Origin of the sequence: Agrobacterium tumefaciens (assembly GCF_017726655.1) — a bacterium.
GTDB classification, from domain to species: Bacteria; Pseudomonadota; Alphaproteobacteria; order Rhizobiales; family Rhizobiaceae; genus Agrobacterium; species Agrobacterium tumefaciens_B.
The window spans coordinates 2,251,466-2,276,977 of sequence record NZ_CP072308.1 but is presented as its reverse complement, the minus strand read 5'-3'; the positions used below and the strand labels follow the sequence as shown (position 1 = coordinate 2,276,977).

At 59.5% G+C, this 25,512-nt stretch carries 26 protein-coding genes; 15 read left to right on the top strand and 11 right to left on the bottom strand.

Features of this window, described 5'->3' with window-relative positions:
- Positions 1-175: 175 nt before the first annotated feature.
- Positions 176-2,869 carry an aconitate hydratase AcnA gene (acnA, locus tag AT6N2_RS11180; RefSeq protein WP_209086833.1) on the bottom strand — a complete coding sequence of 898 codons (2,694 nt, stop codon included), beginning with the start codon at positions 2,867-2,869 and terminating at the stop codon, positions 176-178.
- 269 nt (positions 2,870-3,138) lie between these two features.
- On the opposite strand from acnA, the gene ccmA reads away from it, so the two are divergent.
- The 5 genes from ccmA to AT6N2_RS11155 all read left to right on the top strand — a co-directional run bounded on the left by ccmA (position 3,139) and on the right by AT6N2_RS11155 (position 6,119).
- Positions 3,139-3,780, top strand: a complete 642-nt coding sequence (ccmA, locus tag AT6N2_RS11175; RefSeq protein WP_209086831.1) for a heme ABC exporter ATP-binding protein CcmA — start codon at positions 3,139-3,141, stop codon at positions 3,778-3,780.
- Positions 3,781-3,820: 40 nt separating this feature from the next.
- Positions 3,821-4,480 (top strand): heme exporter protein CcmB, encoded by a 660-nt coding sequence (gene ccmB, locus AT6N2_RS11170; RefSeq protein ID WP_209086829.1) that lies wholly within the window; start codon positions 3,821-3,823, stop codon positions 4,478-4,480.
- Between the two features lie 97 nt (positions 4,481-4,577).
- Entirely contained in the window at positions 4,578-5,339 is a 762-nt protein-coding gene (locus tag AT6N2_RS11165) for a heme ABC transporter permease (RefSeq protein ID WP_209086827.1), read from the top strand.
- 4 nt (positions 5,340-5,343) lie between these two features.
- On the top strand, positions 5,344-5,517 hold the full coding sequence (ccmD, locus tag AT6N2_RS11160) for a heme exporter protein CcmD (RefSeq protein WP_209086819.1): 174 nt from the start codon (positions 5,344-5,346) through the stop codon (positions 5,515-5,517).
- The gene (locus tag AT6N2_RS11155) at positions 5,514-6,119 is read left to right on the top strand and encodes a DsbE family thiol:disulfide interchange protein (RefSeq protein WP_209086816.1); all 606 of its coding nucleotides are present in this window, start codon (positions 5,514-5,516) and stop codon (positions 6,117-6,119) included. The genes ccmD and AT6N2_RS11155 overlap by 4 nt, the downstream gene beginning before the upstream one ends.
- 15 nt (positions 6,120-6,134) lie before the next feature.
- Here the strand turns inward: AT6N2_RS11155 and AT6N2_RS11150 are convergent, their stop codons facing one another.
- The 7 genes from AT6N2_RS11150 to AT6N2_RS11120 form a co-directional block, all read right to left on the bottom strand.
- Complete coding sequence (locus AT6N2_RS11150) at positions 6,135-7,316, bottom strand: GGDEF domain-containing protein (protein ID WP_209086814.1); 1,182 nt, start codon at positions 7,314-7,316, stop codon at positions 6,135-6,137.
- A gap of 125 nt (positions 7,317-7,441) precedes the next feature.
- A complete protein-coding gene (locus AT6N2_RS11145) occupies positions 7,442-8,038 on the bottom strand; it encodes a DUF2585 domain-containing protein (protein WP_144578233.1) in 597 nt (198 codons plus the stop codon).
- Complete coding sequence (locus AT6N2_RS11140; protein WP_063951440.1) at positions 8,035-8,685, bottom strand: septation protein A; 651 nt, start codon at positions 8,683-8,685, stop codon at positions 8,035-8,037. The genes AT6N2_RS11145 and AT6N2_RS11140 overlap by 4 nt, the downstream gene beginning before the upstream one ends.
- Before the next feature lie 2 nt (positions 8,686-8,687).
- Positions 8,688-10,124: a signal recognition particle-docking protein FtsY gene (gene ftsY / locus AT6N2_RS11135; RefSeq protein ID WP_209086806.1), complete on the bottom strand. Its 1,437-nt coding sequence runs from the start codon at positions 10,122-10,124 to the stop codon at positions 8,688-8,690.
- A gap of 32 nt (positions 10,125-10,156) precedes the next feature.
- Complete coding sequence (gene mtaB, locus AT6N2_RS11130) at positions 10,157-11,431, bottom strand: tRNA (N(6)-L-threonylcarbamoyladenosine(37)-C(2))-methylthiotransferase MtaB (protein WP_209086804.1); 1,275 nt, start codon at positions 11,429-11,431, stop codon at positions 10,157-10,159.
- On the bottom strand, positions 11,428-12,327 hold the full coding sequence (gene dapF, locus AT6N2_RS11125; RefSeq protein ID WP_209086788.1) for a diaminopimelate epimerase: 900 nt from the start codon (positions 12,325-12,327) through the stop codon (positions 11,428-11,430). Before dapF ends, mtaB begins: the two co-directional genes overlap by 4 nt.
- 109 nt (positions 12,328-12,436) lie before the next feature.
- Positions 12,437-13,507 carry an MBL fold metallo-hydrolase gene (locus AT6N2_RS11120; RefSeq protein ID WP_209086786.1) on the bottom strand — a complete coding sequence of 357 codons (1,071 nt, stop codon included), beginning with the start codon at positions 13,505-13,507 and terminating at the stop codon, positions 12,437-12,439.
- A 326-nt stretch (positions 13,508-13,833) separates the two neighbouring features.
- Here AT6N2_RS11120 and ffh point away from each other — a divergent pair, with 326 nt between their 5' ends.
- From ffh to trmD, 5 genes are all read left to right on the top strand, one after another.
- Positions 13,834-15,405, top strand: a complete 1,572-nt coding sequence (ffh, locus tag AT6N2_RS11115) for a signal recognition particle protein (RefSeq protein WP_209086784.1) — start codon at positions 13,834-13,836, stop codon at positions 15,403-15,405.
- 9 nt (positions 15,406-15,414) lie between these two features.
- Positions 15,415-15,732 (top strand): chorismate mutase, encoded by a 318-nt coding sequence (locus AT6N2_RS11110; protein WP_063951446.1) that lies wholly within the window; start codon positions 15,415-15,417, stop codon positions 15,730-15,732.
- Positions 15,733-15,765: 33 nt separating this feature from the next.
- Positions 15,766-16,143: a 30S ribosomal protein S16 gene (rpsP, locus tag AT6N2_RS11105; RefSeq protein WP_209086782.1), complete on the top strand. Its 378-nt coding sequence runs from the start codon at positions 15,766-15,768 to the stop codon at positions 16,141-16,143.
- A 120-nt stretch (positions 16,144-16,263) separates the two neighbouring features.
- Positions 16,264-16,830 (top strand): ribosome maturation factor RimM, encoded by a 567-nt coding sequence (gene rimM, locus AT6N2_RS11100; protein ID WP_209086766.1) that lies wholly within the window; start codon positions 16,264-16,266, stop codon positions 16,828-16,830.
- A gap of 3 nt (positions 16,831-16,833) precedes the next feature.
- Positions 16,834-17,532, top strand: a complete 699-nt coding sequence (gene trmD / locus AT6N2_RS11095; RefSeq protein ID WP_144578242.1) for a tRNA (guanosine(37)-N1)-methyltransferase TrmD — start codon at positions 16,834-16,836, stop codon at positions 17,530-17,532.
- Here trmD and AT6N2_RS11090 read toward each other — a convergent pair.
- Positions 17,514-18,260: a sulfite exporter TauE/SafE family protein gene (locus AT6N2_RS11090; protein ID WP_209086757.1), complete on the bottom strand. Its 747-nt coding sequence runs from the start codon at positions 18,258-18,260 to the stop codon at positions 17,514-17,516. The two genes, trmD and AT6N2_RS11090, sit on opposite strands and share 19 nt — an antisense overlap.
- A 268-nt stretch (positions 18,261-18,528) precedes the next feature.
- On the opposite strand from AT6N2_RS11090, the gene rplS reads away from it, so the two are divergent.
- The 3 genes from rplS to AT6N2_RS11075 all read left to right on the top strand — a co-directional run bounded on the left by rplS (position 18,529) and on the right by AT6N2_RS11075 (position 20,815).
- A complete protein-coding gene (rplS, locus tag AT6N2_RS11085; protein ID WP_063951451.1) occupies positions 18,529-19,068 on the top strand; it encodes a 50S ribosomal protein L19 in 540 nt (179 codons plus the stop codon).
- Between the two features lie 125 nt (positions 19,069-19,193).
- Positions 19,194-19,985: a transporter substrate-binding domain-containing protein gene (locus tag AT6N2_RS11080; RefSeq protein ID WP_209086755.1), complete on the top strand. Its 792-nt coding sequence runs from the start codon at positions 19,194-19,196 to the stop codon at positions 19,983-19,985.
- Positions 19,982-20,815 carry an amino acid ABC transporter permease gene (locus AT6N2_RS11075; protein ID WP_209086753.1) on the top strand — a complete coding sequence of 278 codons (834 nt, stop codon included), beginning with the start codon at positions 19,982-19,984 and terminating at the stop codon, positions 20,813-20,815. The genes AT6N2_RS11080 and AT6N2_RS11075 overlap by 4 nt, the downstream gene beginning before the upstream one ends.
- Positions 20,816-20,857: 42 nt before the next feature.
- On the opposite strand, the gene AT6N2_RS11070 is transcribed toward AT6N2_RS11075, so the two are convergent.
- The gene (locus AT6N2_RS11070) at positions 20,858-22,135 is read right to left on the bottom strand and encodes an MFS transporter (RefSeq protein WP_144578249.1); all 1,278 of its coding nucleotides are present in this window, start codon (positions 22,133-22,135) and stop codon (positions 20,858-20,860) included.
- A gap of 226 nt (positions 22,136-22,361) precedes the next feature.
- Between AT6N2_RS11070 and AT6N2_RS24335 the strand changes: the two genes are divergently transcribed.
- Both AT6N2_RS24335 and leuC read left to right on the top strand, forming a co-directional pair.
- The gene (locus tag AT6N2_RS24335) at positions 22,362-22,484 is read left to right on the top strand and encodes a hypothetical protein (protein WP_004443954.1); all 123 of its coding nucleotides are present in this window, start codon (positions 22,362-22,364) and stop codon (positions 22,482-22,484) included.
- 65 nt (positions 22,485-22,549) lie between these two features.
- Positions 22,550-23,959 carry a 3-isopropylmalate dehydratase large subunit gene (gene leuC, locus AT6N2_RS11065; protein ID WP_063951455.1) on the top strand — a complete coding sequence of 470 codons (1,410 nt, stop codon included), beginning with the start codon at positions 22,550-22,552 and terminating at the stop codon, positions 23,957-23,959.
- 50 nt (positions 23,960-24,009) lie between these two features.
- Here the strand turns inward: leuC and AT6N2_RS11060 are convergent, their stop codons facing one another.
- On the bottom strand, positions 24,010-25,470 hold the full coding sequence (locus AT6N2_RS11060) for a M48 family metalloprotease (protein ID WP_233282503.1): 1,461 nt from the start codon (positions 25,468-25,470) through the stop codon (positions 24,010-24,012).
- Positions 25,471-25,512: the final 42 nt, after the last annotated feature.

The window sequence follows — 25,512 nt, the reverse complement described above, 5'->3', positions numbered from 1 at the left end:
TGTCCGGGCCATATCCACACGAATTGATGCAATCAATCCTGCCGGGATGTAAACCGGAAAATAACGTCGATTGCCCTTCAATAGAAAGTCACGAAGGGGTGAGCGAGCATCACAAAAAAGCGTCGCAAAATGGAAAGACGCCGGGATCGCTCCCGGCGTCTTCACCCATCAAACATCAGGCTGCGAGGTCGCGCAGAACAGTCTGCAGAATGCCGCCATTGTTCATATAGATCACCTCATCAAGCGTATCGATGCGGCAGAGAAGCGGAACCTCCTTCACCGTTCCGTCGCTGTAAGTGATCTTGGCGATCTTCTTTTCACGCGGCTTGATCTCGCCTTCGAGACCGTCGATCTCGACGATTTCATCGCCCTTGAGGTCGAGGCTTGCCCAGGACGTTCCCTCTTCGAAAACGAAGGGCACAACGCCCATGCCGACCAGGTTCGAACGGTGAATACGTTCAAAGGACTGCGCGATGACCGCCTTGACGCCGAGCAGGTTGGTGCCCTTGGCCGCCCAGTCGCGGGACGAGCCGTTGCCATATTCGACACCTGCAAAGATGACAAGCGGAACGCCCTCGGCCTTGTACTTCATGGCCGCGTCATAGATCGACATTTCTTCCTTGGAAGGATAGTGAATGGTGTAGCCACCTTCCTTGCCGTTCGGGCCGAGCATGTGGTTACGAATACGGATGTTGGCAAAAGTGCCGCGCATCATCACTTCGTGGTTGCCACGACGCGTGCCGTACTGGTTGAAGTCCGCAACACCAACGCCATGCTCGGTGAGATAGGCACCGGCAGGCGATGCCGCCTTGATCGAACCCGCCGGAGAAATATGGTCGGTCGTGATCTTGTCACCGAAGAGACCGAGGACGCGCGCGCCCTTGATATTCTTGAGACCCGAACCCGTCTTGCCCATGCCCACAAAGTAGGGTGGGTTCTGGACATAGGTCGAATTGTCGTCCCAGGCATAGGTCTGACCCGGCGGCACCTGAACGGCCTGCCAGTTCTCATCGCCCTTGAACACGTCGGCGTACTTCGTCTCGTAAAGTTCGCGGGTGACGTATTTCAGGATGAACTCCTGAATCTCCTTGGAGGTCGGCCAGATGTCCTTGAGATAGACCGGGTTGCCGTCCTTATCATTGCCAATCGGCTCCTTGGTCAGGTCCTTCTGGACCGTACCAGCAAGGGCGTAAGCAACAACGAGGGGCGGAGATGCCAGATAGTTCGCCTGCACGTCCGGCGAGATACGGCCTTCGAAGTTGCGGTTGCCGGAGAGAACGCCGGCAGCAATGAGGCCTTTGTCGTTGATCGTCTTGGAAATCGGCGCCGGCAGCGGGCCGGAGTTACCGATACAGGTCGTGCAGCCGAAGCCGACGAGGTTGAAGCCGATCGCATCGAGGTCCTTCTGCAGACCCGACTTGTCGAGATATTCGGCAACCACTTGGCTTCCGGGCGCGAGCGATGTCTTCACCCATGGCTTGGAGGTCAGTCCCTTGGCAACCGCATTGCGGGCAAGAAGGCCGGCCGCGATGAGGACGGAGGGATTGGACGTGTTGGTGCAGGAGGTGATGGCGGCAATCGCCACATCGCCGTGACCAAGATCAAAGTCCTCGCCTTCGACAGCGTAGCGGCTCGAAAGCTGGCCGGGCTTCTTGTAGTCGTTTTCGAGAGCCGTCGCGAAATTCGGCGCAATGGTTCCGAGCGGCAGGCGGCCTTCCGGACGCTTTGGGCCGGCCATGGACGGTACGACGTCGCCGAGGTCGAGTTCGAGGGTGTCGGTAAAGACGAGGTCGGAACCGTCGCCGGTGCGCCACATGTCCTGGGCCTTGGAGTAGGCTTCCACCAGGGCAATACGATCCTTTGCACGGCCGGACATCGTCAGGTAATTGATGGTTTCGCTGTCAACCGGGAAGAAGCCGCAGGTCGCGCCATATTCCGGGCCCATATTGCCAATGGTCGCACGGTCGGCCAGAGACATTGAATCAAGGCCGGGGCCGAAGAATTCAACGAACTTCGAAACGACGCCCTTCTTGCGCAGCATCTGCACGACGGTCAGGACGAGGTCGGTCGCGGTTACGCCTTCCTTCACCTTGCCGGTCAGCTTGAAGCCGATGACCTCGGGCAGAAGCATGGAAACCGGCTGGCCAAGCATGGCAGCCTCTGCCTCGATACCGCCGACGCCCCAACCGAGAACGCCGAGGCCATTGATCATGGTCGTGTGGCTGTCCGTGCCGACGCAAGTATCCGGATAAGCGATGGTCTCGCCGTCCTCTTCCTTGGTCCAGACGGTCTGGCCGAGATATTCCAGGTTGACCTGGTGACAGATGCCGGTGCCCGGGGGAACAACGCGGAAGTTCTTGAACGCCTGCTGGCCCCATTTCAGGAAGCGATAACGCTCGCCATTGCGCTCATATTCAAGCTCGACGTTGCGGGCAAAGGCGTTCGGCGTGCCGAATTCGTCAACGATAACGGAGTGGTCGATGACGAGATCGACCGGAACCAGCGGATTGATCTTTTCAGGATCGCCACCGAGAGCCTTGAGACCATCACGCATGGCGGCGAGGTCGACCACGGCCGGAACACCGGTGAAGTCCTGCATGAGAACGCGGGCGGGGCGGTAGGCGATTTCGTTTTCGGTGAGGCCCTTGTTGTTGAGCCATTCGGAAACCGCCAGAATATGGTCCTTGGTGACGGATTGGCCGTCTTCGAAACGCAACAGGTTTTCGAGCAGGACCTTCATGGAATAGGGCAGCTTGGAAACGCCCTTCAGGCCATTGGCTTCGGCCTTGGGCAGGCTGAAATAGACATAGTCCTTACCATCGACGGTAAGAACGGAACGACATTTGAAACTGTCGAGTGACTTGGGCATGGATAAAAACCCCGCTTACACTGATAGCCAACACGTTCGTGCGGACACCTATGCACTCATGCACATCAGGATGCGGGTACGACCATTTCCGCTGTCCGCACGTGAAAATTGCTCCTCGCAATCGTCAAGTCCGGCGCAAGATGATGTTCACGCCGGCCGCTGGCGTGTTGACACCCATATAGATAATTTCAGACAAACGTGCCAGACCATTCCACGACGCTAATCGATTTTTTTATGATCGAGCGGCAATTTTTAATCGGAACCGCAGCATGCAACTGACGGCGGAAAATCTTGGCGTGCGACGCGGCGAAGATTTCATATTCATGAATATTTCCTTCAAGTTAAGCGACGGCGAGGCACTGGTGCTGACCGGCCGCAACGGCTCGGGAAAATCGACGCTGCTGCGCACGGTGGCCGGTCTGTTGCGGCCCGAACAGGGCAGCGTAAAGATAGCCGGCGAAGGGATTGACGAGGAGATTCGGCCGTCAGAGGCTTGCCATTATCTTGGACATCGCAATGCGATGAAGACGGAACTGACAGTTTTCGAGAACCTGCGCTTCTGGAAGGATTTCCTTGGAGACTTTCGTGGTGCAGCTGGCATCAGCATCGATGAAGCAGCCGAGATCATTGGCCTTGCCGGCATTACCCACCTGCCCTACGGTTATCTGTCCGCCGGTCAACAGCGCCGTTTCGCGATGGCAAAACTTCTCGTTGCATGGCGCCCGGTGTGGATTCTCGACGAACCGACAGCCGCGCTCGACAGGGCGGCAGACGACATGTTTACCGATCTTGTGAAAGACCATCTATCGAAGGGCGGCATCGTGATTGCTGCGACACATCAGCCTTTGGGGCTAACTAATGCGCGGGAATTGCAGATGACGGGGTTTGCGGGTGTGGAGGCTTGGGCGTGATGGCGATGCGCACGCGGCTTGCCCCACCGAGGCCTCAACAATGACCGCTCTCTTCCTCCGCGATCTCAAGCTCTCGATCCGGGCCGGAGGCGGCGCGCTGATCGGCGTGCTGTTCTTCATGACCGTGGTTGCCGTCATCCCTTTCGGCGTCGGCCCCGATCTCAACCTGCTTGCCCGCATCGGCCCGGCCATCGTCTGGATCGGCGCACTTCTGTCCGCCCTTCTCGGCCTAGACCGGCTGTTCCAGGCCGAACGCGACGACGGCTCCCTCGATCTCATCCTGATGCAGGAAACCCCGTTGGTGCTGACGGTTCTGGTCAAATGCCTGGCGCACTGGGTATCAACGGGCCTCCCCCTGGTAGTGGCATCGCCCCTTCTCGGCCTTTTCATGAATATGGACGAGGTGGCGATCGGCGCGGTGATGCTCACCCTTCTCGTCGGCTCTCCCGCCATCACCTTCATCGGCGCGGTGGGGGCGGCGGTTGCCGTTGCCCTGCCACGCGGCGGCCTTCTGGTTTCCATCCTCGTCCTGCCGCTCGCCATTCCGGTGCTGATCTTCGGCGTCAGTGCATCCTATGCAGCCGTGCAGGACCCGGCACCCTTCCTGCCACCCTTTCTCATTCTCTGCGCGATCACGTTATTTTCAGCCGTGACCGGGCCTTTCTTTGCCGCTTTGGCGCTGCGCAATGGTATGGATTGATGAAAGCGTCAATGTCCACGTTGCCCGGCGATGATTGACCGACCATCGTTGACAAGGATCAATTGCGGGGCGGCGATTCTCGGGTTACACAAACGGCATGAACGAGCAGACTTTCTCCATCACCAGGTTCAGCGATCTCGCCAACCCGACGCGGTTTCTGGCGCTGGCGGCACGCATCCTGCCCTGGCTCGCCGGTTTGACCGCGCTGGTGCTGGCGGCCGGGCTCTACATGTCCTTCACCTCAGAGGGAGATTACCAGCAGGGTTACACCGTGCGCATCATGTATGTGCACGTGCCCTCCGCATGGCTGGCGATGATGTGTTATTCCGTCATGGCCGTCTCCGCCATCGGCACCCTCGTCTGGCGTCATCCGCTGGCCGATGTCAGCCACAAGGCAGCAGCTCCCATCGGTGCGGCCTTCACGCTGATTGCGCTCATCACCGGCTCGCTGTGGGGCAAGCCAATGTGGGGAACCTGGTGGGTGTGGGACGCGCGGCTCACCTCCGTCTTCGTGCTTTTCCTGATGTATCTCGGGCTCATCGCCCTCAACAGGGCAATGGACGATCCCTCCAGAGCCGCCCGCGTCAGCGCCGTGCTGATTCTCGTCGGCTTCGTGAATATCCCAATCATCAAGTTTTCGGTCGAATGGTGGAATACGCTGCATCAGCCGGCAAGCGTCATCCGCATGGGCGGTTCCGCCATCGACGCGGAGTTTCTCTGGCCGCTTCTGACCATGGCGGTCGGTTTCACGCTGCTGTTCTTCACCCTGCATATAGCCGCGATGCGCAATGAAATCTGGCGCCGACGCGTGGCCGCGCAGCGGCGGCTTGCCGCGCGCATCGCCAACCGGGAGGGCTGAGGGGATGACGCACGCCTTTTACATCGGCATGTCCTATGCGACGACCGGCCTTGTCGTTCTCTGTCTCATCGCCTGGGTCGTCATGGACGGCCAGGCACGCAAGCGGGAACTGAAGGAACTCGAAGCCTCTGGGGTGCGCCGCAAGGTAAAAGCTGCTTCAACGGGTGACGGGAAATGACGCAGGCCACCCAGAAACAGGAAGGCAAAGCAAGAACCACAGGCCGCGCAAGATATGCGCTGGCGTTGCTGCCGCTTCTGCTGTTCGGCGGCTTCGCCATCGTCGCCGGCAAGATGCTCTATGATCAGGACGTGAACGGCCTTGATATCAGCGCCATTCCCTCTGCCTTGATCGGCACGAAAGCGCCGACCCTGTCGCTGCCGCCGCTCGAAGGCTCGAACCTGCCGGCGCTCACCGATGCCGCCATCAAGGGCAAGCTGACGCTGGTCAATGTCTTCGCCTCCTGGTGCATCCCCTGCAGGCAGGAGCATCCGCTGCTGCAGGAGCTGGCGAAGGACAGCCGCATCAGGGTGGTTGGCATCAACTACAAGGACAAGCAAGATAATGCCCTGCGCTTCCTCGGCGAACTCGGCAACCCTTTTGCCGCGATAGGCGTCGATCCCACCGGAAAGGCGGCGATCGACTGGGGTGTGTATGGCATTCCTGAAAGCTATCTGGTCGGTATGGACGGGACGATCCTATTCAAGAAGGTCGGACCATTCGATGCGCGCAGCATCGAGCGTGACCTCATGCCGGCGATTGCGGCCGCAGCCGGACAATAGCGAGCCCGCAACGGATCACCTGCCGGAAATGATCCTGAGCGACGGTCCCTCAGCTGGCAACCGCGCGCCCTCCAGCACCACCTGATCACGACCGCCACGTTTTGCGGCGTAGAGACTGTCATCGGCCCGTTTGATGGCATCGTGGATGGAGTGATCACCTCTTGCGATGGCTGAAACGCCGAAGCTCGCCGTGATCTGATCCAAGATGCCGCGGTTTTTCCAGTCAAGCGACGAAAACGCTGCGCGTATGGCATTCGCCACCTGACCGGCCGCCGCCGCCGTCTGTCCCGGCAGGAAGACCACGAATTCTTCGCCGCCGAAACGTGCCACCCGCGCACCATTGGAAGTATGCCTCCTGAGGAGATCAGAAAGGCTAATCAGAACGATATCGCCTGCCGCGTGGCCGTAAATGTCGTTGATGCGCTTGAAGTGGTCGATGTCACAGGTGATGACGGCTCCATCGGGTGTTTCGTTGCGGAAGTCGGGGACATGGCGATCAAAGCCGCGCCGGTTCAGCACATCCGTCAGCGGATCGTGTTCAGCCGCATGCTGGTGCCTGTCGACGGTGACTGAAACCTGGCTCGCAAGGACGGACAAAGCCAGCAGGAAACCGAAAATGCTGGCCGTCAGCTGCATGTAGAACGCGTAGTCGGATTCGAAGAATTCGCTGAGCTCAATCATCGATCCGTTCGGCGTCATGACCAGAAGCGCGCCGATGCGCACCAGCGTTTCCGCTACCACAAGAGCGGCAATTGCCACCATCATCCTGTCTACGAGCGTTACCGGCCGCTTGCGCACGACCCAAACGGGGATGGCAAGCAACAGGGCGCAAATGAGATCGCCGATCACAAGTTCACGCTTCAGATCCGGCGTCACCACAACGTGAAAGGAGACCAACAGCGCCGCGACAATGACGATTGACAGCCGTACCTTGGTATAAAGCGGCTGCTCGAAATGCGTGAGCAATGCGTGGCCAAACAGAAAGAAGGCGGAAAAGAAGAGCAGGTTCGACAGGATCGCCTGCACTTCAAACGGCAGACCGCCCAAAACAAGCGGCGTCGCGAAACCGAAAGCCGCCGATAGATATCCGAAGCCCCAATAACGGGCCGAAGCATGGCCAATCCGCTGCAGGAACAGAAACACCACGCCGAATGTCAGCATGATGAAGGGAAGAAGATAGGCGAAATTATCTTGCAAGGGGGTTCTGCCGGATAAAGAGACGAGCTTTTGAACCCGAAGCTTAGCCGAACGCCATTAAGAAAACCTGCATATGATGAAATACTTTCGCGCAGTTCCCGCAGGAGGCTTGGGGCGGCGCCCGATCACATTTGCGGCAGCGCGTTCTGCCATTCCTTGATCGCGTCTACCGGCCAGACGAGCATGACCACATTGAGCGTCAGATTATCGCGGATCAGCCAGCCGGTGAAGATTTCAAAGAAGATGGCGATCAGGACCGTCAACCAGACCGGCACCCGAGCAGCGAACAGGAAACCAAGGGCCATGAAAATCGTATCCATCGCCGAATTCAGGATACTGTCGCCCGTGTACCCCAGCGCCATGGTCGCGGTTCGGTAGCGATCGATGATGATGGGCGAATTTTCCAGAATTTCCCAAGCGGCCTCCACCAGAACCGCAAGGGAAAGCCGCATGGAAAGCGGCTTGTTACGGAACAGCAGCCACGCGAACCAATAGAACAGGAAGCCGTGAATGATATGCGACGGCGTGTACCAGTCAGCGATGTGCTGCGAGTTGCCCGGCGTGTTCACGCCCGGTTCGAACAGCTTCACATAACCGCATTCGCAGATAGGAATGCGACCCATGGCGTAGAGAATGATGATCTGCAGGAGAAGCAGCCCGGCGGCCACGCCGAACCACTTGAGCGAACGCGAACGGGAAGCCGGCATCTCCGCAACTGTCATTTCTCGTCCTTGTTAAGCGGCTCCACCGAGTGGCGCATGACGAGAGGCATCTGCGCCATGGTGAAGATGATGGTGATCGGCATCGTGCCCCAGACCTTGAAGGCTACCCAGGTGTCTGTGGAGAACATGCGCCAGACAACCTCGTTCAGCACTGCCAGAAAGAGGAAAAAGATGCCCCAGCGCAGGGTCAGCTTGCGCCAGCCTTCATCCGTCAGCTTGAAGGCGGAATTGAAGACGTAACCGAGCAGGGACTGTCCGAAGAACAGGCCGCCCAGCAGAATGACGCCGAATAGCGTGTTGACGATGGTCGGCTTCATCTTGATGAACGTGTCGTTCTGCAACCACAAGGTCAGTGCGCCGAAAACGAAAACAACGATGCCTGAAATCAGCGGCATGATCGGCAGCTTGCGCGTCAGCACCCACGAAACGGAGAGCGCAATCGCCGTCGCGATCATGAACAGGCCGGTAGCGATGAAGATCGGGCCACCGAACTCTGTCAGAACCGGAAAAGTGGTGGCAAGCCATTCGCCACGCGAATTGGCGAAAAAGAAGACGACGAGCGGGCCAAGTTCGAGCACGAATTTCAGGAGCGGGCTGATTTCCGCAACCATCTTTTCGCTTTCCTTGGAATTGCTTTCAATATCCATACTCAAACTCCCGCAATGGCCTTGGCGAAATCTTCCGCCTCGAAGGGCTCCAGATCGTCAACACCTTCACCCACACCGATGAAATAAACCGGCAGCTTGTGTTTTGCAGCGATGGCGACGAGGATACCGCCCCGCGCCGTGCCATCCAATTTTGTCATAATCAGGCCAGAAACGCCCGCGACGTTGCGGAATATTTCCACCTGGTTCATGGCGTTCTGGCCCGTCGTTGCGTCCAGAGTCTGCAGCACGGTGTGCGGCGCATCCGGATCGAGCTTGCCGAGCACGCGCACGATCTTTTCCAGCTCTGCCATCAGTTCCGTCTTGTTCTGCAAACGACCGGCGGTATCGATGATGAGCACATCGCTCTTCTGCGCCCGCGCCTGCTCGTATGCGTCGTAGGCAAGACCGGCCGCATCCGCACCCAGCTTGGTGCCGATGAATTCCGACCCGGTCCGATCGGCCCAGATTTTCAGCTGCTCGATGGCCGCTGCGCGGAACGTATCCCCCGCCGCCAGCATCACCTTGAGGCCAGAACCGGAAAGCTTGGCGGCGAGCTTGCCGATGGTCGTCGTCTTGCCCGTGCCGTTGACACCGACCACGAGAATGACATGTGGCTTGTGCGACAGATCGAGTTCCAGCGGCTTGGCGACAGGCTTCAGGACCTTGGTGATCTCGCCCGCCATGATGCGCGCCACATCCTCACCGCTCACATCCTTGCCATAACGCTCCGAAGACAGGGCGCCGGTGATGCGCATGGCGGTCTCGACGCCAAGATCGGACTGGATAAGAAGGTCTTCGAGTTCGTCGAGCGTGTCTTCATCCAACTTGCGTTTGGTGAAGAGTGCAGAAATCTGCGTGGTCAGCTGCGTAGAGGTGCGGGCAAGACCGGCCCGCAGGCGCTGGAACCACGTCAGTTTTACCTGAGGCGCGATAGGTGCCGGCTCCTGCCGATCGCTGGCGGATGAAAAGCCTTTCGGCAGGGCTGGCGGAACCGTAGCCTGTTCAGGTGCGGTCGCGGCTTCCGCCTCGTCAAGCAGCGCTTCCATCGCATCAGCATCAAGCACCACGTCGTCAGACTCTGGAGTGAGCTCGGCCTGCTCCTCCGCCGCGGCTTCCGCCTGCAGCAGCGACAGCGGCACCAGGCCCATATCACCAGAAAGCTCGGCGCCGGGGAGAAGCGGCGCGTCCTCGTCTTCATTTTCGCCGGAGGAAGCTAGATCTTGCGCCTCGTCAGGGGCCGGGCCGCCGGCCGTTTCCATTTCCAGTTCGGAAACCGGGTCCCTGTCGACGGGGTCATGCGTTTCAGCATCACTCAGCGCAGCTTCGAAGGAGGCGTTTTCATTGCCGTGCTTAAGCGCAGCATCCTCCTGCGGCCGCTCTTCCGCTTCGGCCTTGTCCTTGCCGAACGAAAAGACTTTTTTGATGAAGCCGAGGGCCATGGTTGTTCCCGTGTCTTTTCTCTTTGGTCGCCTCAGGCCGCATCCGCCGCCAGAAGCCTCATATTCAGATGTTTGCCGTTGTGGCCGGTAATCGCAACCTGCGCAAGAGTGCGCGGGGCAAGATCAGGTGCCGCCACCAGCGTGAAATTGTCGGTATGGGCAAAACCATTGTTTTCGACGAGGACGGTCTGCACCGAATCGACCATTCCTTGCAGATGCGCCCGTCGCAGCGCCTCGCCGCGATCACGCAGCCTCGCTGCCCGCTCCTTCACAAGCGCGCGGTCCAGTTGCGGCATGCGTGCGGCAGGCGTGCCGGCACGCGAGCTGTAGGGAAAGACATGCAGGCTGGAAATGCCGCATTCTTCCGCAAGCGTCGCGGCGTTCTCGAACATCTCTTCTGTCTCGGTCGGGAAACCGGCGATCATATCCGCGCCGAAAGCGATCTCCGGCCGCAGCGACCGCACATCCTGACAGAAGCGTATGGCATCGGCACGGGAATGGCGGCGTTTCATGCGTTTCAGAATCATGTCGTCGCCATGCTGGAGGGACAGGTGCAGATGCGGCATGAAACGCGGCTCATCGGCAATCAGATCCATCAGATGGTTGTCGGCCTCGATACTGTCGATGGAGGAAAGGCGCAGGCGCAGAATGTCTGGCACCTGTTTCAGCAATGTCTTGGCGAGATAACCGAGGGATGGCTCACCCGGCAGATCGGCGCCGTAACTGGTCGCATCCACGCCGGTCAGCACGATTTCACAATAGCCGCTTTCAGTCAGTCTACGGGCCTGATCGACCACCGCACCCATCGGCACGGAGCGCGAATTGCCGCGCCCATAGGGAATGATGCAGAAGGTGCAGCGATGATCACATCCGTTCTGCACCTGAATGAAGGCGCGCACATGCCCGTCGATGTGCTTGACCATCTGCGGTGCGGTCGCCTTGATGCTCATGATATCGTTGACGCGCAGCTTTTCTTCCGCCGAAACACCGAAATCCGGCAGTGCCCGATAGGAGGCGCTTTTCAGCTTTTCCTCGTTGCCCAGCACAGCATCGACCTCGGGCATGTCGGCAAAGGTCTGCTTTTCGGTCTGCGCGGCGCAGCCGGTGACGATAATGCGCGCATGCGGATTGTCACGCCGGGCGCGGCGTATCGCCTGGCGGGCCTGACGCACCGCCTCGCCGGTCACCGCACAGGTATTGACCAGCACGGCATTGTTAAGCCCGGCCTTTTCGGCCTCCGCCCGCATCACTTCCGATTCATAGGTGTTGAGACGACAGCCGAAGGTTATGACCTCGACGCCGCTCATATAGCCCCCCGCTCGACGGCATCTTGCGCCCAGGAACCGGTGACCGGGTCGACCGAACCTGACCATTCCCATTCAGCCGGGCCGGTCATGATGACGTGGTTATCCTCGCGCCAGTCGATGGTCAGCGGCACGCGGATGGGGCTTGAGGCGACATCGATGCTGACCTTGCGGCCGGTGCGGCCGGTGCGGGCAGCGGAAACAGCTGAGGCGCAGGCGGCCGAACCGCAGGCAAGCGTCAGCCCGGCGCCGCGCTCCCAGGTGCGGGTGCGAAGCGCGCTGTCTGAAATCACCTGCGCCAGCGTGATATTGGCCTTTTCCGGAAACATCGGATGGTTTTCGAGAAGCGGCCCGAAGCGTTCGAGATCAAACGTCATGGGGTCACGATCAACCCAGAAGATGGCATGGGGATTGCCCATGGACATGACCGCCGGCGAATGCAGGATCGGCGCGTCGATCGGCCCGATCTGCAATTCGATGCGGCTGGTGTCGTGGAACTCTTCCGAAAGCGGAATGTCGCTCCAGCGGAAACGCGGCACGCCCATATCGACCGATATCATGCCGTCGTCATGCTCGATGGCGTTCAGGATACCCGCCACCGTCTGGAAGGTGAAGCTGGCCTTTCCGGTTTCTGAAGACAGTGCCTGCACCACGCAACGCGTGCCGTTGCCGCAGGCCTGCGCCTTGGTGCCATCGCAATTGAGGATGTCGATATAGGCATCCGTTCCCGCGATACGCGGATCGTGGATGGCCATGATCTGGTCGAACTGAGTGGCAGGATCGGCATTGAGAGCAATTGCAGCTGCTGGCGTGACCATATCCTTGCGGCCGCGCATATCGACAACGAGGATCTTGTTGCCAAGCCCGTTCATCTTCGCAAATTCGACCCTATCCGCCATCGCTTTAAACCTGACACCGCTTTTCATACGGGATTTTCCCGTGCTTTCGCCCTATATGGCGGAAACACCGGCAAATTACCAGACTGTTGCGGCGCAAACGGGGCGGCTGTCAGGCGGAAGGCACGTCGAAAACCTCGCCGGGGTGCATCGGCCGGAAACGGCTCTCCTCCACCCCGTGTTCGGTCAGCGCTGCCTTGAGGGCCACAAGCGGCGCATCCACCGCCTCATCGGTCAGCTGCACCGTACCCCAATGATGGCCGCAGACATGGGCCGCACCGCAAAGCTTCATACCTTCCACGGCTTCCGCCGGGTTCTGGTGCTGGCCCTTCATGAACCAGCGCGGTTCGTAGGCGCCGAAGGGCAGGTTGGCGAGGCGGAACTCGCCATGTTTCTTGCGCGCGGCATGGTAATTGAGGCCCTCGTGAAAGCCGGTATCGCCGATATGGTAAATCTTGCCACCCGGCGTTTCGATGACGAAGGCCGCCCAGAGCGCCATGCGCCGGTCATTCAGGCCGCGCGCGGACCAATGGTGGCAGGGCTCAAAGTGAATTTTCACCGCACCGGCATCAATCACATCACCCCAGTCCCCCACCTCTATACGGGCCGCCTCGACACCGGTACGGATGATGGCATCATTGCCGAGCGGCGTGATGAATAGCGGCTTGTGCGCCACGTGCAGGCGCTTCAGCGTTTCCATGTCCAGATGGTCGTAGTGATTATGCGTTACCAGCACCAGATCGATGGGCGGCAGATCCTCGAAACGGATACCGGGCGGATTAACGCGTTTGGGCCCGGCGAAGCTGAACGGGCTGGTGCGGTCAGACCACACGGGATCGATGAGAATATTCAGGCCCGCTGTCTGGATAAGAAAGGACGCGTGGCCGATGAAGGTGACACGAATATCCTTGTCCTCGACGCGACTGTCCGGTTGCGCAAAGGGAAAAGGGCTTGGATAACTTTCCGGCCACTTGGCGCGTTCACCATTGAAGCGCCATTTCAGCAGACCCATGAAGTTGCTGGGTGGCGTGCCGCCGGGATTGAAAAAACGTATCCCGTCGAAATGATCGGAGATAGGGCCGCTGTAATAGGCGCCGGCGCTCGAACGGCGAGCATAGAGGCCGCCGCCCGCCAGAGCGAGCAGACCGACAGCGGAAAAACGGAAAAATTTTCGACGGTTCATGAAAGATGTATAGGTGGCGCAGAGGCGCCCTTCAAGGAGGGCGCATTGCGGTCTGCTAACGATCACGCAAAGATGAAATCGGCGCTTTCGCAGCTGAAATCCTGCATCGCCTTGACTTTTCCCGCACTTTCCTGTTTATCCCGCCCATCAGCTGGCAGTTTCACGACTCCAAGCCGCCGACCGGGACCCGAAAAGGTATAAAGAGATCCCGGAGGTCAACACCCGACAGCGCGATGCGCCCTCGGGTGCTTTTTGGCTTTGCGTCTTGTTTTTGCCAGCGAAAGCACCGACGTTTCGGAAATCCCGGAACGAAGAAGGAAGAACCGATGTTTGAAAACCTCCAGGACCGCCTTGGTTCCATTCTGAATGGACTGACCGGCCGTGGCGCGCTGACGGAAGCCGATGTTGCCGCCGCCCTGCGCGAGGTTCGCCGTGCGCTTCTGGAAGCGGACGTAGCACTGGAAGTCGTTCGTTCCTTCACCGACAGGGTGCGTGAAAAGGCCGTTGGCGCGGCCGTCCTGAAATCCATCAAGCCCGGCCAGATGGTCGTCAAGATCGTCCATGACGAGCTTGTCGAAATGCTCGGCACCGAAGGCGTCTCGATCGACCTTCATGCAGCCGCCCCCGTCGTCATCATGATGGTGGGTCTGCAGGGCTCGGGTAAAACCACGACAACCGGCAAGATCGCCAAGCGCCTGACCGACCGCGACAAGAAGAAGGTGCTGATGGCATCTCTCGACACACGTCGTCCGGCAGCACAGGAACAGCTTCGCCAGCTCGGCGTTCAGACCGGCGTCGACACGTTGCCGATCATTGCCGGCCAGTCGCCGACGGATATTGCCGCGCGCGCCGTACAGGCTGCGAAACTCGGCGGCCACGACGTCGTCATTCTCGATACCGCCGGCCGCACCCATATCGACGAACCCTTGATGCTGGAAATGGCCGACATCAAGAAGAAGTCCAACCCGCATGAAATCCTGCTGGTCGCGGATTCGCTGACCGGTCAGGACGCCGTCAATCTGGCGCGCAACTTCGATGAGCGTGTCGGCATCACCGGCCTCGTTCTCACCCGTATGGACGGCGACGGTCGCGGCGGTGCGGCCCTCTCCATGCGCGCCGTCACCGGCAAGCCGATCAAGCTCATCGGTATCGGCGAGCGCATGAACGAACTCGACGAGTTCCATCCGCGCCGTATCGCCGACCGCATTCTCGGCATGGGCGACATCGTCTCGCTGGTCGAAAAAGCCGCCGAAAACATCGATGCGGAAAAAGCCCGCGCCATGGCCGAGAAGATGGCCAAGGGCAAGTTCGACCTCAACGATCTGGCCGACCAGCTTGGCCAGATGAAGAAGATGGGCGGCATGGGCGGCATCATGGGGCTGATGCCCGGCATGGCGGGCATGAAGGACAAGATGGCTTCGGCTGGCATGAACGACAAGATGTTCGACCGCCAGATTGCCATCATCTCCTCCATGACCAAGGCGGAGCGCGCCAATCCGGACATTCTGAAACACAGCCGCAAGAAGCGCATCGCCGCCGGTTCCGGCACGGATGCCGCTGAAATCAACAAGCTCTTGAAGATGCATCGCGGCATGGCTGACATGATGAAGGCCATGGGCGGCAAGGGCAAAGGCGGCATCATGAAGCAGATGATGGGCGGCCTTGCCGGCAAGATGGGTCTCGGTGGCATGATGGGCGGCGGCATGCCTGACCTTTCGAACATCGATCCGAAGCAGCTTGAAGCGCTCCAGAAACAGGCGGAAGCCGCCGGTCTGGGCAAGCCGGGTGGAATGCCCGGCCTTGGCGGCCTGCCGGGCGGATTGCCAGGTCTCGGTGGCGCAAAGCTGCCGGGTCTTGGTGGCATGCCGCGGCTTCCCGGTTTTCCGAAGAAGAAGTGAGGCACACCGGTGAACGACGTAGAGGTTAAGGCTCAGCTTTCCGAATACCGCCAGTCGATCGACAATATCGATGCCGCACTGGTTCACATTCTTGCCGAACGGTTTCGCTGCACCAAGGCGGTGGGCGTGCTGAAGGCAAAATACAGTTTGCCGCCGGCTGATCCGGCGCGCGAGGAATACCAGATCGAACGCCTTCGCCATCTGGCAAAGGACGCCAATCTGGATCCGGATTTCGCCGAGAAGTTCCTGAACTTCATCATCAAGGAAGTCATCCGGCATCATGAAGCAATCGCCGCCGAACATGGCGGCCTCGACAAGACCGCCTGACCGGCGGACAAGCCATCTTAAGGAGTATATCACATGGCACTGAAAATTCGTCTCGCACGCGGTGGTTCCAAGAAGCGCCCGTACTACCAGATCGTCGTTGCTGACGCCCGTTCGCCCCGCGACGGCCGTTTCCTCGAGAAGGTCGGATCCTGGAACCCGATGCTTGCCAAGGACCACCCGCAGCGCGTTGAGCTGAAGGCTGACCTCATCCAGGAATGGATCGCCAAGGGCGCACAGCCGACCGACCGCGTTCTGCGCTTCCTCGCCGAAGCAGGCCTTGCCAAGCGCGCCGCTCGCAGCAACCCGGAAAAGGCAAAGCCGGGCAAGCGCGCTCTCGAGCGCGTTGCTGAAAAGAAGCAGAAGGCTGAAGATGCAGCCGCTGCTGCTGCCGAAGCCTCTGCTGCAGAATAATCTGCACGGAAACTTTTGAAGAACGGGTGGCGTGGTTTTCCATGCCGCCCGTTTTTTGTTTATTTTGGCGTCAACAGACCTTAAAGCTGACGCAACCAACACCAGAAGACGGACGGCCTGATGGCAAAGCTGGAAAACCCGATACTCATGGCAAAAATCGGTGGCGCGCAGGGTTTGCGCGGTGAGGTCCGTGTCAGCACCTACACCGATGACCCGCTGGCGCTCGGCGATTACGGCAATCTGGTCAGCGCCGATGGCCGCGTTTTTGAAATTCTGGAAATTCGCGAGGGCAAGAACGTCGTTGTGGTGCGCTTCAGGGGCGTCAACGACCGCAACGCGGCGGAAAGCCTGAACGGGCTCGAGCTCTTCATCGAACGCGACAATCTGCCGGACGACGAGCTTGACGACGACGAGTTCTATTATACCGATCTTGAAGGGCTGGAGGCCGTTGACGCCGAGGGGAAAAGTTACGGCGCCGTCAGCGCGGTCTATGATTTCGGTGCCGGCGATCTGCTGGAGCTCAAAGGTGCTGGCCGTCGCCCCGCCCTCATTCCATTTTCTGAAGCGGCCGTGCTGGAGATAGACCTCGAGGCCGGACGTATCCTTATCGACCCGATGGCCGCCGGCCTGATCGACAATCCCGACGACAAGGACGAAAACGGCATACCGCCTTTCGGCAAGAAATAAATCATGACCTTCAAGGCTACTGTCCTGACGCTTTACCCGGAAATGTTTCCGGGCCACCTCGGATATTCTCTCGCCGGCAAGGCTCTGGAGCGGGGGCAATGGTCGCTGGAGGCCGTGCAGATCCGCGAATTTGCGACCGACAGGCACAGAAGCGTCGATGATACGCCAGCCGGCGGCGGCGCTGGCATGGTGCTGAAGCCAGACATTCTGGCCGCGGCCATCGATCATGTTTCGAATGGCGACACCCGGCCACGGCTGCTGATGAGCCCACGCGGCAAACCGCTGTCGCAGACCCGTGTCCGCGAACTGGCGACGGGAGACGGCGCGATCATCGTCTGTGGCCGTTTCGAAGGTGTCGACCAGCGCGTCATCGACGCGCGTGGACTGGAGGAAGTGTCTGTTGGCGACTACATCCTCTCCGGTGGCGAACCCGCCGCCCTGACATTGCTGGACGCTGTTGTGCGTATCCTGCCCGGCGTCATGGGCAATGATCTCTCGGGCGTGCATGAAAGCTTCGAGGGCGGGCTGCTTGAGCATCCGCACTATACCCGTCCGCAGGTCTGGGAAGGCCGCGATATCCCTGCCGTCCTCACCTCCGGCAATCACGCCGTCATCGACAAATGGCGTCATGAACAGGCGCTGAAGCTGACGAAGGAAAGGCGGCCCGACCTTCTTGAAAAGCCTCAGGTCGAGACGAAATAATAGGCTGTCAGCACCAGACCGACGGCAATGACCAGCCAGCGAATGATCCATTGCGGCACGCGCCGCGCTGCGTGCACGCCCGCATATCCGCCGAGCCCGGCGGCGGGAAACATGATCAGCGCCGCCCACCAGGATACGACCCCGCCGCTGACGAAGATCGTGATCGCAATAATGGCAATAACCACCGATAGTAGGTTCTTGAGCGCGTTCAAATGATGATAGCTGCCGCCGGAGGTTACACCGAGGATGGCGAGCATCATGATGCCCATGCCGGCGCCGAAAAAGCCGCCATAGATGGATGCCAGCCCCTGGAAGATCAGGCTCGGTAAATTGCCGGGCGAGCGTTCAGCGCTCGCCTTTGGCCTCAACCATGGCCCGGCGGCAAAGACCGCCGTAGCGGCAAGAAGCAGCCACGGCACAAGCTGGCGAAAGGACGGATTGTCGAGCGACAGCAAAAGTAACGAACCGGCCAGCCCGCCGACGACGGAAACGCCCGACAGCAGGATCGCCTCGCGCCAGTGCGCACGAATCTCCGGCCCATAGGCGATGACAGATGTGATATAACCCGGAAATTGCACGATGGCCGAGGTGGCATTGGCGACGATGGGCGGCAGGCCCGCCAGCGTCATTGCGCCGAAGGTCAGAAACGTACCGCCGCCGGCAATCGCATTAACCACACCCGACAGAAAGCCGGTCGCAAACAGCATGACAACGATGAATATGGACATGGCCCCTCCCAAGGTCCCCATGCCATATCCGCCAGCAGCGTGGTTCGCAACTGCCATAAGCAGGTCGTCAATTTATAAAATATTGTCATGAAAGGGATGACAAATGGCGCCCGCTAGTATATGTGCGCGCTTGGAATTGGGGTTACACCCTTTAACCGCAAGCAAAGAATGGCGAACCCGCTCCTGCCGCAAGGCTAGGTCTGAAGGCATGGACCAACAGACGAACCGTTGAGCGCTCTGGCTGTTTCAGAAGAAATCAGAGGTTAACATGACCAATATCATTCAGCAGCTGGAAGCCGAACAGGCTGCCAAGATCGAAGCAAAGCGTACCCTGCCTGAGTTTTCTCCAGGCGACACGCTGCGCGTCAACGTGCGCGTTACCGAAGGCAACCGTACCCGCGTTCAGGCTTACGAAGGCGTTTGCATTGCCCGTTCCGGCGGCGGCCTTTCCGAGAGCTTCACCGTTCGCAAGATTTCCTACGGCGAAGGCGTTGAGCGCGTATTCCCGATCTACTCCCCGCTGGTCGAAGGCGTTGAAATCGTTCGCCGCGGTAAGGTCCGCCGCGCCAAGCTCTACTACCTGCGCGACCGTCGCGGCAAGGCTGCCCGTATCGTTGAAAACACCGGTACGCGCGCACGCAAGCTGAACGAATCCGAGCGTCAGGCCGCTGCCGATGAGAAGGCACGTCTGGAAGCTGAAAAGGTTGCAGCAGCACAGGCTCTCGCCGCCGAAAAGGCAGCTGCCGAAGCAGCAGAAGCCAAGGCAGCGGAAGAAGCCGCAAAGGCTGCTGAAACTGCAGCCGAATAAGATTCCCCATTTTTTGGGATTTTGAAAAAGGCGGTCTTCGGGCCGCCTTTTTTGTTGCGTCTCCATGGCTTGCAGAGCGTCAGCCAAGCATGCATTTTCAGACAAGTCATTTCCGGAGACCCCAGATGTTTCTTAAACGCCTATTCCTTACCGCGCTTGCTGCCATGGTGATGACCCCCCTGCTGGCTACCGAGCTGCCAGATCTAAAGCAGCGAACCGTCGTCGTCGTCACTGAGAATGCCTACCCTCCGCTGCAGTTCGTAGACCCCAAAAGCGGAAAAGCGATCGGCTGGGAATATGACGCAATGGAAGAGATCGCCAAACGTCTGAACTTCAAGGTCGAGTATCAGAACATTTCGTGGGATGCGATGATACAGTCGGTATCGGCAGGACAATACGAGATCGGCATGACGGGGATCAGCATCAAGGACGATCGCAAGGAAAAGGTCGATTTCTCCGCACCCTATATGCGCTCGGAAATGTTCATGTTGGTGAGGGCCGACGAAAATCGATTTACGGATGCCAAAAGCTTCGCGGCCTTCGATAAGGGCCTTGTGGGTGCGCAGGCCGGCACAACGCCCTTTTACACCGCTGTCTATGATGTTCTGGACGGCAACGAACAAAATCCGCGTATCAGGCTGATGGAAACATTTGGCGCAAGCGTACAGGCCTTGAAGACCGGTGACGTGGATCTGGTGCTGACCGATGGCGTTGCGGGCAAAGGATATGTCGATGCCTCGGATGGTGGCCTCAAACTCATCGGTGGTCCGCTCGGCGGCGACGACTTCGGGTTCATCTTCAAAAAGGGTTCTGATCTCGTAACCCCGATCAATGCGGCGATAGCGGCACTGAAGGCCGACGGCACCTTCGCCAAGCTCGATAAGAAATGGTTTCTCGACTATAAGCTCGGCGAATGACGCTTCATCAGGCCACAACGGACAGGACTTCGCCCGAAAGAGAAACTGAGGATTTTCCGTGGTGGCTCGTTGCCATCGTTTTTTTCGGCATCGCGCTTGCCGTATTGATCGCGGTCAATGGCGTTTACACGCAGGTTTTTACGACGGTGGCCAAGGGTATCGGCATCACAATCACCGTGACGCTGACTGCGTTTGGTCTCGCCGTCGTGCTGGGGCTCGGTATCGCGCTGATGGGAATGTCTGATCACATCGGTCTGCGACAAGCAGCGCGATGTTACATCGAAGTCGTGCGTGGCATCCCGATCATCGTTTTGCTGTTCTACATCGCGTTCGTGGGAACGCCGGGCCTGGTGTCGCTGTATAACTGGCTGATTACGCCGCTGGTGTCGAAAGAGTGGGCGGAGCCGCTGCTCGTGCGGGACGTCTCGTTGATCTGGCGGGCGATAATTGCCCTGACGATCGGTTACGCGGCCTTCATAGCGGAGATTTTTCGCGCCGGCATACAGGCCGTTCCCGAAGGCCAGATCGAGGCCGCCAAGGCTTTGGGGCTCAGCCGCTATCGGCGCTTCCGGCTGATCATCCTGCCGCAGGCAATCCGGACGATCTTTCCGCCGCTTTCCAACGACTTCGTATCAATGGTCAAGGACAGCTCCCTTGTCTCCGTCCTCGGCGTGACCGACATCACCCAAATGGGAAAAGTGTATGCCGCGGGGTCTTTCCGCTTTTTCGAGACTTACTCGATTGTCGCTTATGTCTATCTGGTTTTGACGATCGGTCTATCACTCATCCTGCGTCGGGTGGAAAAGGCGATGCGCTCGCGACGCGGGTGAGGAAAAGTGACAGCCGGCCCCCGGCTGTCACCGTATTGGATATCAGGCCGCCTTGACCTGATTGCTCATTTTGCGTGTGGCGATAATCACCAGCACGCCTGCGAGCGCCAGGCAGAAGGCAAGGAAGAACATCGGCGCGATGGTGCTGCCTGTCTGGTCCTTGATCCAGGGCACCACGTTCTGCGCCACAAAGCCACCGAGGTTGCCGACGGAGTTGATGGCGGCAATGCCAGCCGCTGCACCCGCGCCCTTCAGGAAGCGGCCGGGCAGGCTCCAGAACACCGGCTGGCCGGCAAAAATGCCAGCCGCTGCGATGCAGAGGAACGCGAACTGCAGGACCGGATCGCTGAGCAAGGCCGACATCAACAGGCAGAACGCACCGATGAAGGCAGGGCCGACGATATAGGGTGTCTTGTTCCTTGCCTTGTCGGCTGCCAGGGGCACGACGAAAAGCGCGACGGCCACGATCACCCAGGGGATGATGTTGATGAAGCCGTTAGCGGTGTTGGATACGCCGAAGCTCTTGACGATGGTCGGAAGCCAATAGCTGAGGCCGTAGGCCGCCAACGGAAAGCCGACATAGCAGAGCGACATGAACAGAACGCGCGGGTTGATCAGGGCCTTGAAGCCATCTTCCGCATGCTCTTCCATACCCTTGTTCTCTTCGGCCAGCCGGTTTTTCAACCAGTCCTTCTCGTCCTGCGACAGGAATTTCGCCTTTTCGGGCGTATCATCCAGATAGAAGAAGGTAACGATACCGGCGATCACAGCCGGAATACCCGTCGCCAGGAACACCCACTCCCAGCCTGCGTAACCGAGGAATCCATCCAGATCGAGCAGCATGCCGCCGAGCGGCGCACCGATGGCATTGGCAAGCGCGCTGAAGATCATGAACAGGCCGATCATGCGGCCGCGATAATCGCGCGGGAACCACAGCGTCATCAGAAACAGCACGCCCGGGAAGAAGCCGGCTTCGCAGAGGCCGAGCAGGAAGCGCAGGATGTAGAACATCGTGGCGTTCTGCGTATAGGCAAGCGCGATGGTGACGGCGCCCCAGGAAACCAGAATACGGGCGAACCATTTGCTGGCGCCGAAACGGTTGAGGAAGAGGTTGCTCGGCACTTCGAAGATGAAGTAACCGATGAAGAACAGCGAAGCGCCTAGACCATAGGCATATTCGCTGAGGCTCAGCGCATCGACCATCTGCAGCTTGGCAAAGCTGACATTCTGGCGATCGATGTAGGCGATGAGATAGAGAAGGCCAAGAAACGGCATCAGCCGCCAGGTGATCTTCGAGATAAGGGCCTTTTCGGATACCATATGCTTTCCTCCCTTCGATTTCTCGTCGAATGCAAATGATAAGGGAACCCATCTATATGTGCGCCGCAAAATAGGCAAGTTGCGTTGCACCATAAGAGACGCAGAGAGCGGTAGCCCAGCCTGTCTGGCCCTGATGAATTACACTTCGGAACATGACCCTGCCCGGTCACGCGCCAGATGCGCATTCATGTTGCTGTAAAACCATCCATCTGCTATGAAAGTTTCCATGGGATCTAAATTCGGATGTCTCGCGCAGAATGTTTATGTGCTGCAGGACCACAAGCGTCTGCCGGCACGCTTCTTCGCGCGCGTCTCCGGGGCGCTCACCAGCCGACTTAGGCTCGCCTGACAGCACCCTGCTGTCCATCGCCTTCCTGAACCCCCATCATCTTTTACATGACAAGGCATAGAGCCATGAGCGCACCCCGCACTTTGTATGACAAAATCTGGGACGACCACGTCGTCAACCGTGACCCTGACGGAACCTGTCTTCTCTATATCGACCGTCACCTCGTTCATGAGGTGACGAGCCCGCAGGCCTTCGAAGGCCTGCGGATGGCCGGTCGTCCGGTGCATTCGCCGACGCGCACGCTGGCCGTCGTCGACCATAACGTGCCGACCACCGCTGACCGTCTGGAAGGCATCAAGAACGAGGAAAGCCGCATCCAGGTGGAAGCGCTGGCGCAGAACGCCAGGGATTTCGGCGTCGAATATTATTCGGAGCGGGACAAGCGCCAGGGTATCGTCCACATCGTCGGCCCGGAACAGGGCTTCACCCTGCCGGGCATGACCATCGTGTGCGGCGACAGCCACACCTCGACCCACGGTGCTTTCGGTGCACTGGCACATGGCATTGGCACTTCCGAAGTGGAGCATGTGCTGGCGACCCAGACGCTTATCCAGAAAAAGGCCAAGAACATGCTGGTGCGTGTCGATGGCAAGATTCCTGACGGCGTCACCGCCAAGGACATCATCCTTGCCATCATCGGCGAGATCGGCACCGCTGGTGGCACCGGCCACGTGATCGAATTTGCCGGCGAGGCGATCCGTTCGCTCTCCATGGAAGGCCGTATGACGGTCTGCAATATGACCATCGAAGGCGGCGCGCGCGCCGGTCTGATCGCGCCTGATGAGACCACCTTCGAATACATCAAGGACAAGCCGCGGGCGCCGAAGGGCGAAACGCTGGAACAGGCCATCGCCTATTGGAAAACCCTGAAGTCCGACGAAGGCGCCCATTACGACAAGGTCGTCATTCTCGATGCCGCCAATCTGCCGCCCATCGTCTCTTGGGGCTCATCGCCGGAAGATGTGACCTCGGTTCAGGGCATCGTCCCCAATCCAGATGATATCGATGATGAAAACAAGCGCTCTTCCAAGTGGCGCGCGCTCGACTATATGGGCCTGAAGCCCGGAACGCGGATCACCGACATCGCGATAGACCGCGTCTTCATCGGTTCCTGCACCAATGGACGCATCGAAGACCTGCGGGCAGCCGCCAAGATCGTCGATGGTCGTAAGGTAGCACCAACCGTCTCGGCCATGATCGTGCCCGGCTCCGGTCTCGTGAAGGAACAGGCGGAACAGGAAGGTCTCGACAAGATCTTCCTCGATGCCGGTTTTGAATGGCGTGAGCCGGGATGCTCCATGTGCCTGGCCATGAACGATGACCGCCTGAAGCCCGGCGAACGCTGCGCCTCGACCTCGAACCGCAATTTCGAGGGCCGTCAGGGCTACAAGAGCCGCACCCACCTCGTTTCGCCGGCCATGGCCGCTGCGGCGGCGATCGCCGGTCATTTCGTCGATGTGCGCGAATGGCAATAATCATCCCAGCTCGCTGATGGCAAAAACCCCGGAGCGATCCGGGGTTTCGTTTATTCGGAGATGATCTTGACACGCTGTCCGGGCTGGAGCGTGGCGGTTGCGCTCATCGCATTGATCATCCGGAACATGTCGAGCTTGCGCTCTGTGCCCATCATCCGGGCTGCCATCGTTGCCACGGTTTCGCCGGGCGTCACCGTCACCACCCGCACCCTCAGCGGCTTGAGCGACGCGATCTCCTGAGGAGTCATCTTGCGAAAACTGGTGCGCAAGGTGTTGGCGATGGAGTCGAGCTGCGTATTACCTTTCGGTACCGCCGTCAGGAACCGGAATATCTGGTCGCCGACGCGAATGACGGTCACGTCAAAATCCCATTTATCGGCACTTGCACGGGCCGTTGCCGCCTCGAGGCCATTGATCTGCGTTTCCCTGACGGTCTCGGGCAGCAGGCCGGCAACCCAGCCGCTGGTCAGGTAGTTGCCAAGGCTCGTCTGCTTCGGGTCCGCCACGCCGTCAAAGCGGATTGCCACGTCACCCGGACCCGTCGCCAGCACGGCCTCGACTTTGTTATCGATGACGAAACCTTCCGGCACATCGAAACGAATGCCGAGCGTGCCGTGCAGGAATGTCTGGCCGCGGACATAACCTTCCTGCGGACTGTCGCCGTAGAGCAGGCCGTCTATGCCATCCAGAAACCAGTCGCGGCCACGATCCCCGACCTGGCCTTCCTGGCCGAAGGCGCGCGCATGGCGGCGTGCAAGCTCGATGCGCTGCGGCGTGTTGGGGTGGCTGGAAAGGAAGTCGAGACTCTGATCGTTTTCAGGGTCGGCCGAGGAAAATCGCGCATAGGCCGCCATGGAATCCAGGAACCGCGGCGAAGCAAAGGGGTCGTAACCCGCCTCGCCAAGCATCCGCACGCCGATGACGTCCGCCTGCAATTCCTGCTGACGGGAAAACGCCGCGAGCCGCAGCTTACCGCGCGCCAGAGCCTGCTTGCCGGCGAGATCGCTCGAAAGCACCTCGGCGACGACGCGGCTGGCAATGACCTCCGCCTCTTCGCGGCGTTGACGTTCGATGCCATGATTGGCGGTGACGTGGCCCATTTCATGCGACAGCACGGCTGCCACTTCCGATGCATCGTTGGCAAGCGCAAGAAGCCCGCGCGTCACATAGAGATACCCACCCGGCAGCGCAAAAGCGTTGATGGCTGGCGAGTTCAAGATGGTAATGCGGTAAGACTGCTGCGGATTTTCCGAGACGGCCGTCAGCGCCCCCGCAATGCGGGCGACAAGCCGCTCCGTCTTCGCATCGCGATATTCGCCACCGTAGCTCGCCACGATGCGCGGATGCTCACGCGCGCCCATCTGGGCACGGGGATCGTTCTTCTGAACCTGTTCCACGGTCTGCGGATTGTCCGAAGGACGCAAGGTGGATTGGTAGGCAGGACTGAACAGGGACTGGCAGGATGATAGCAACACCGCGGACGCCGCCAACGCGGAACAGGCAGCAACCATTCTCCCGGAACGGCGACGTCCTGACCGGGAAATGAGCCCCCC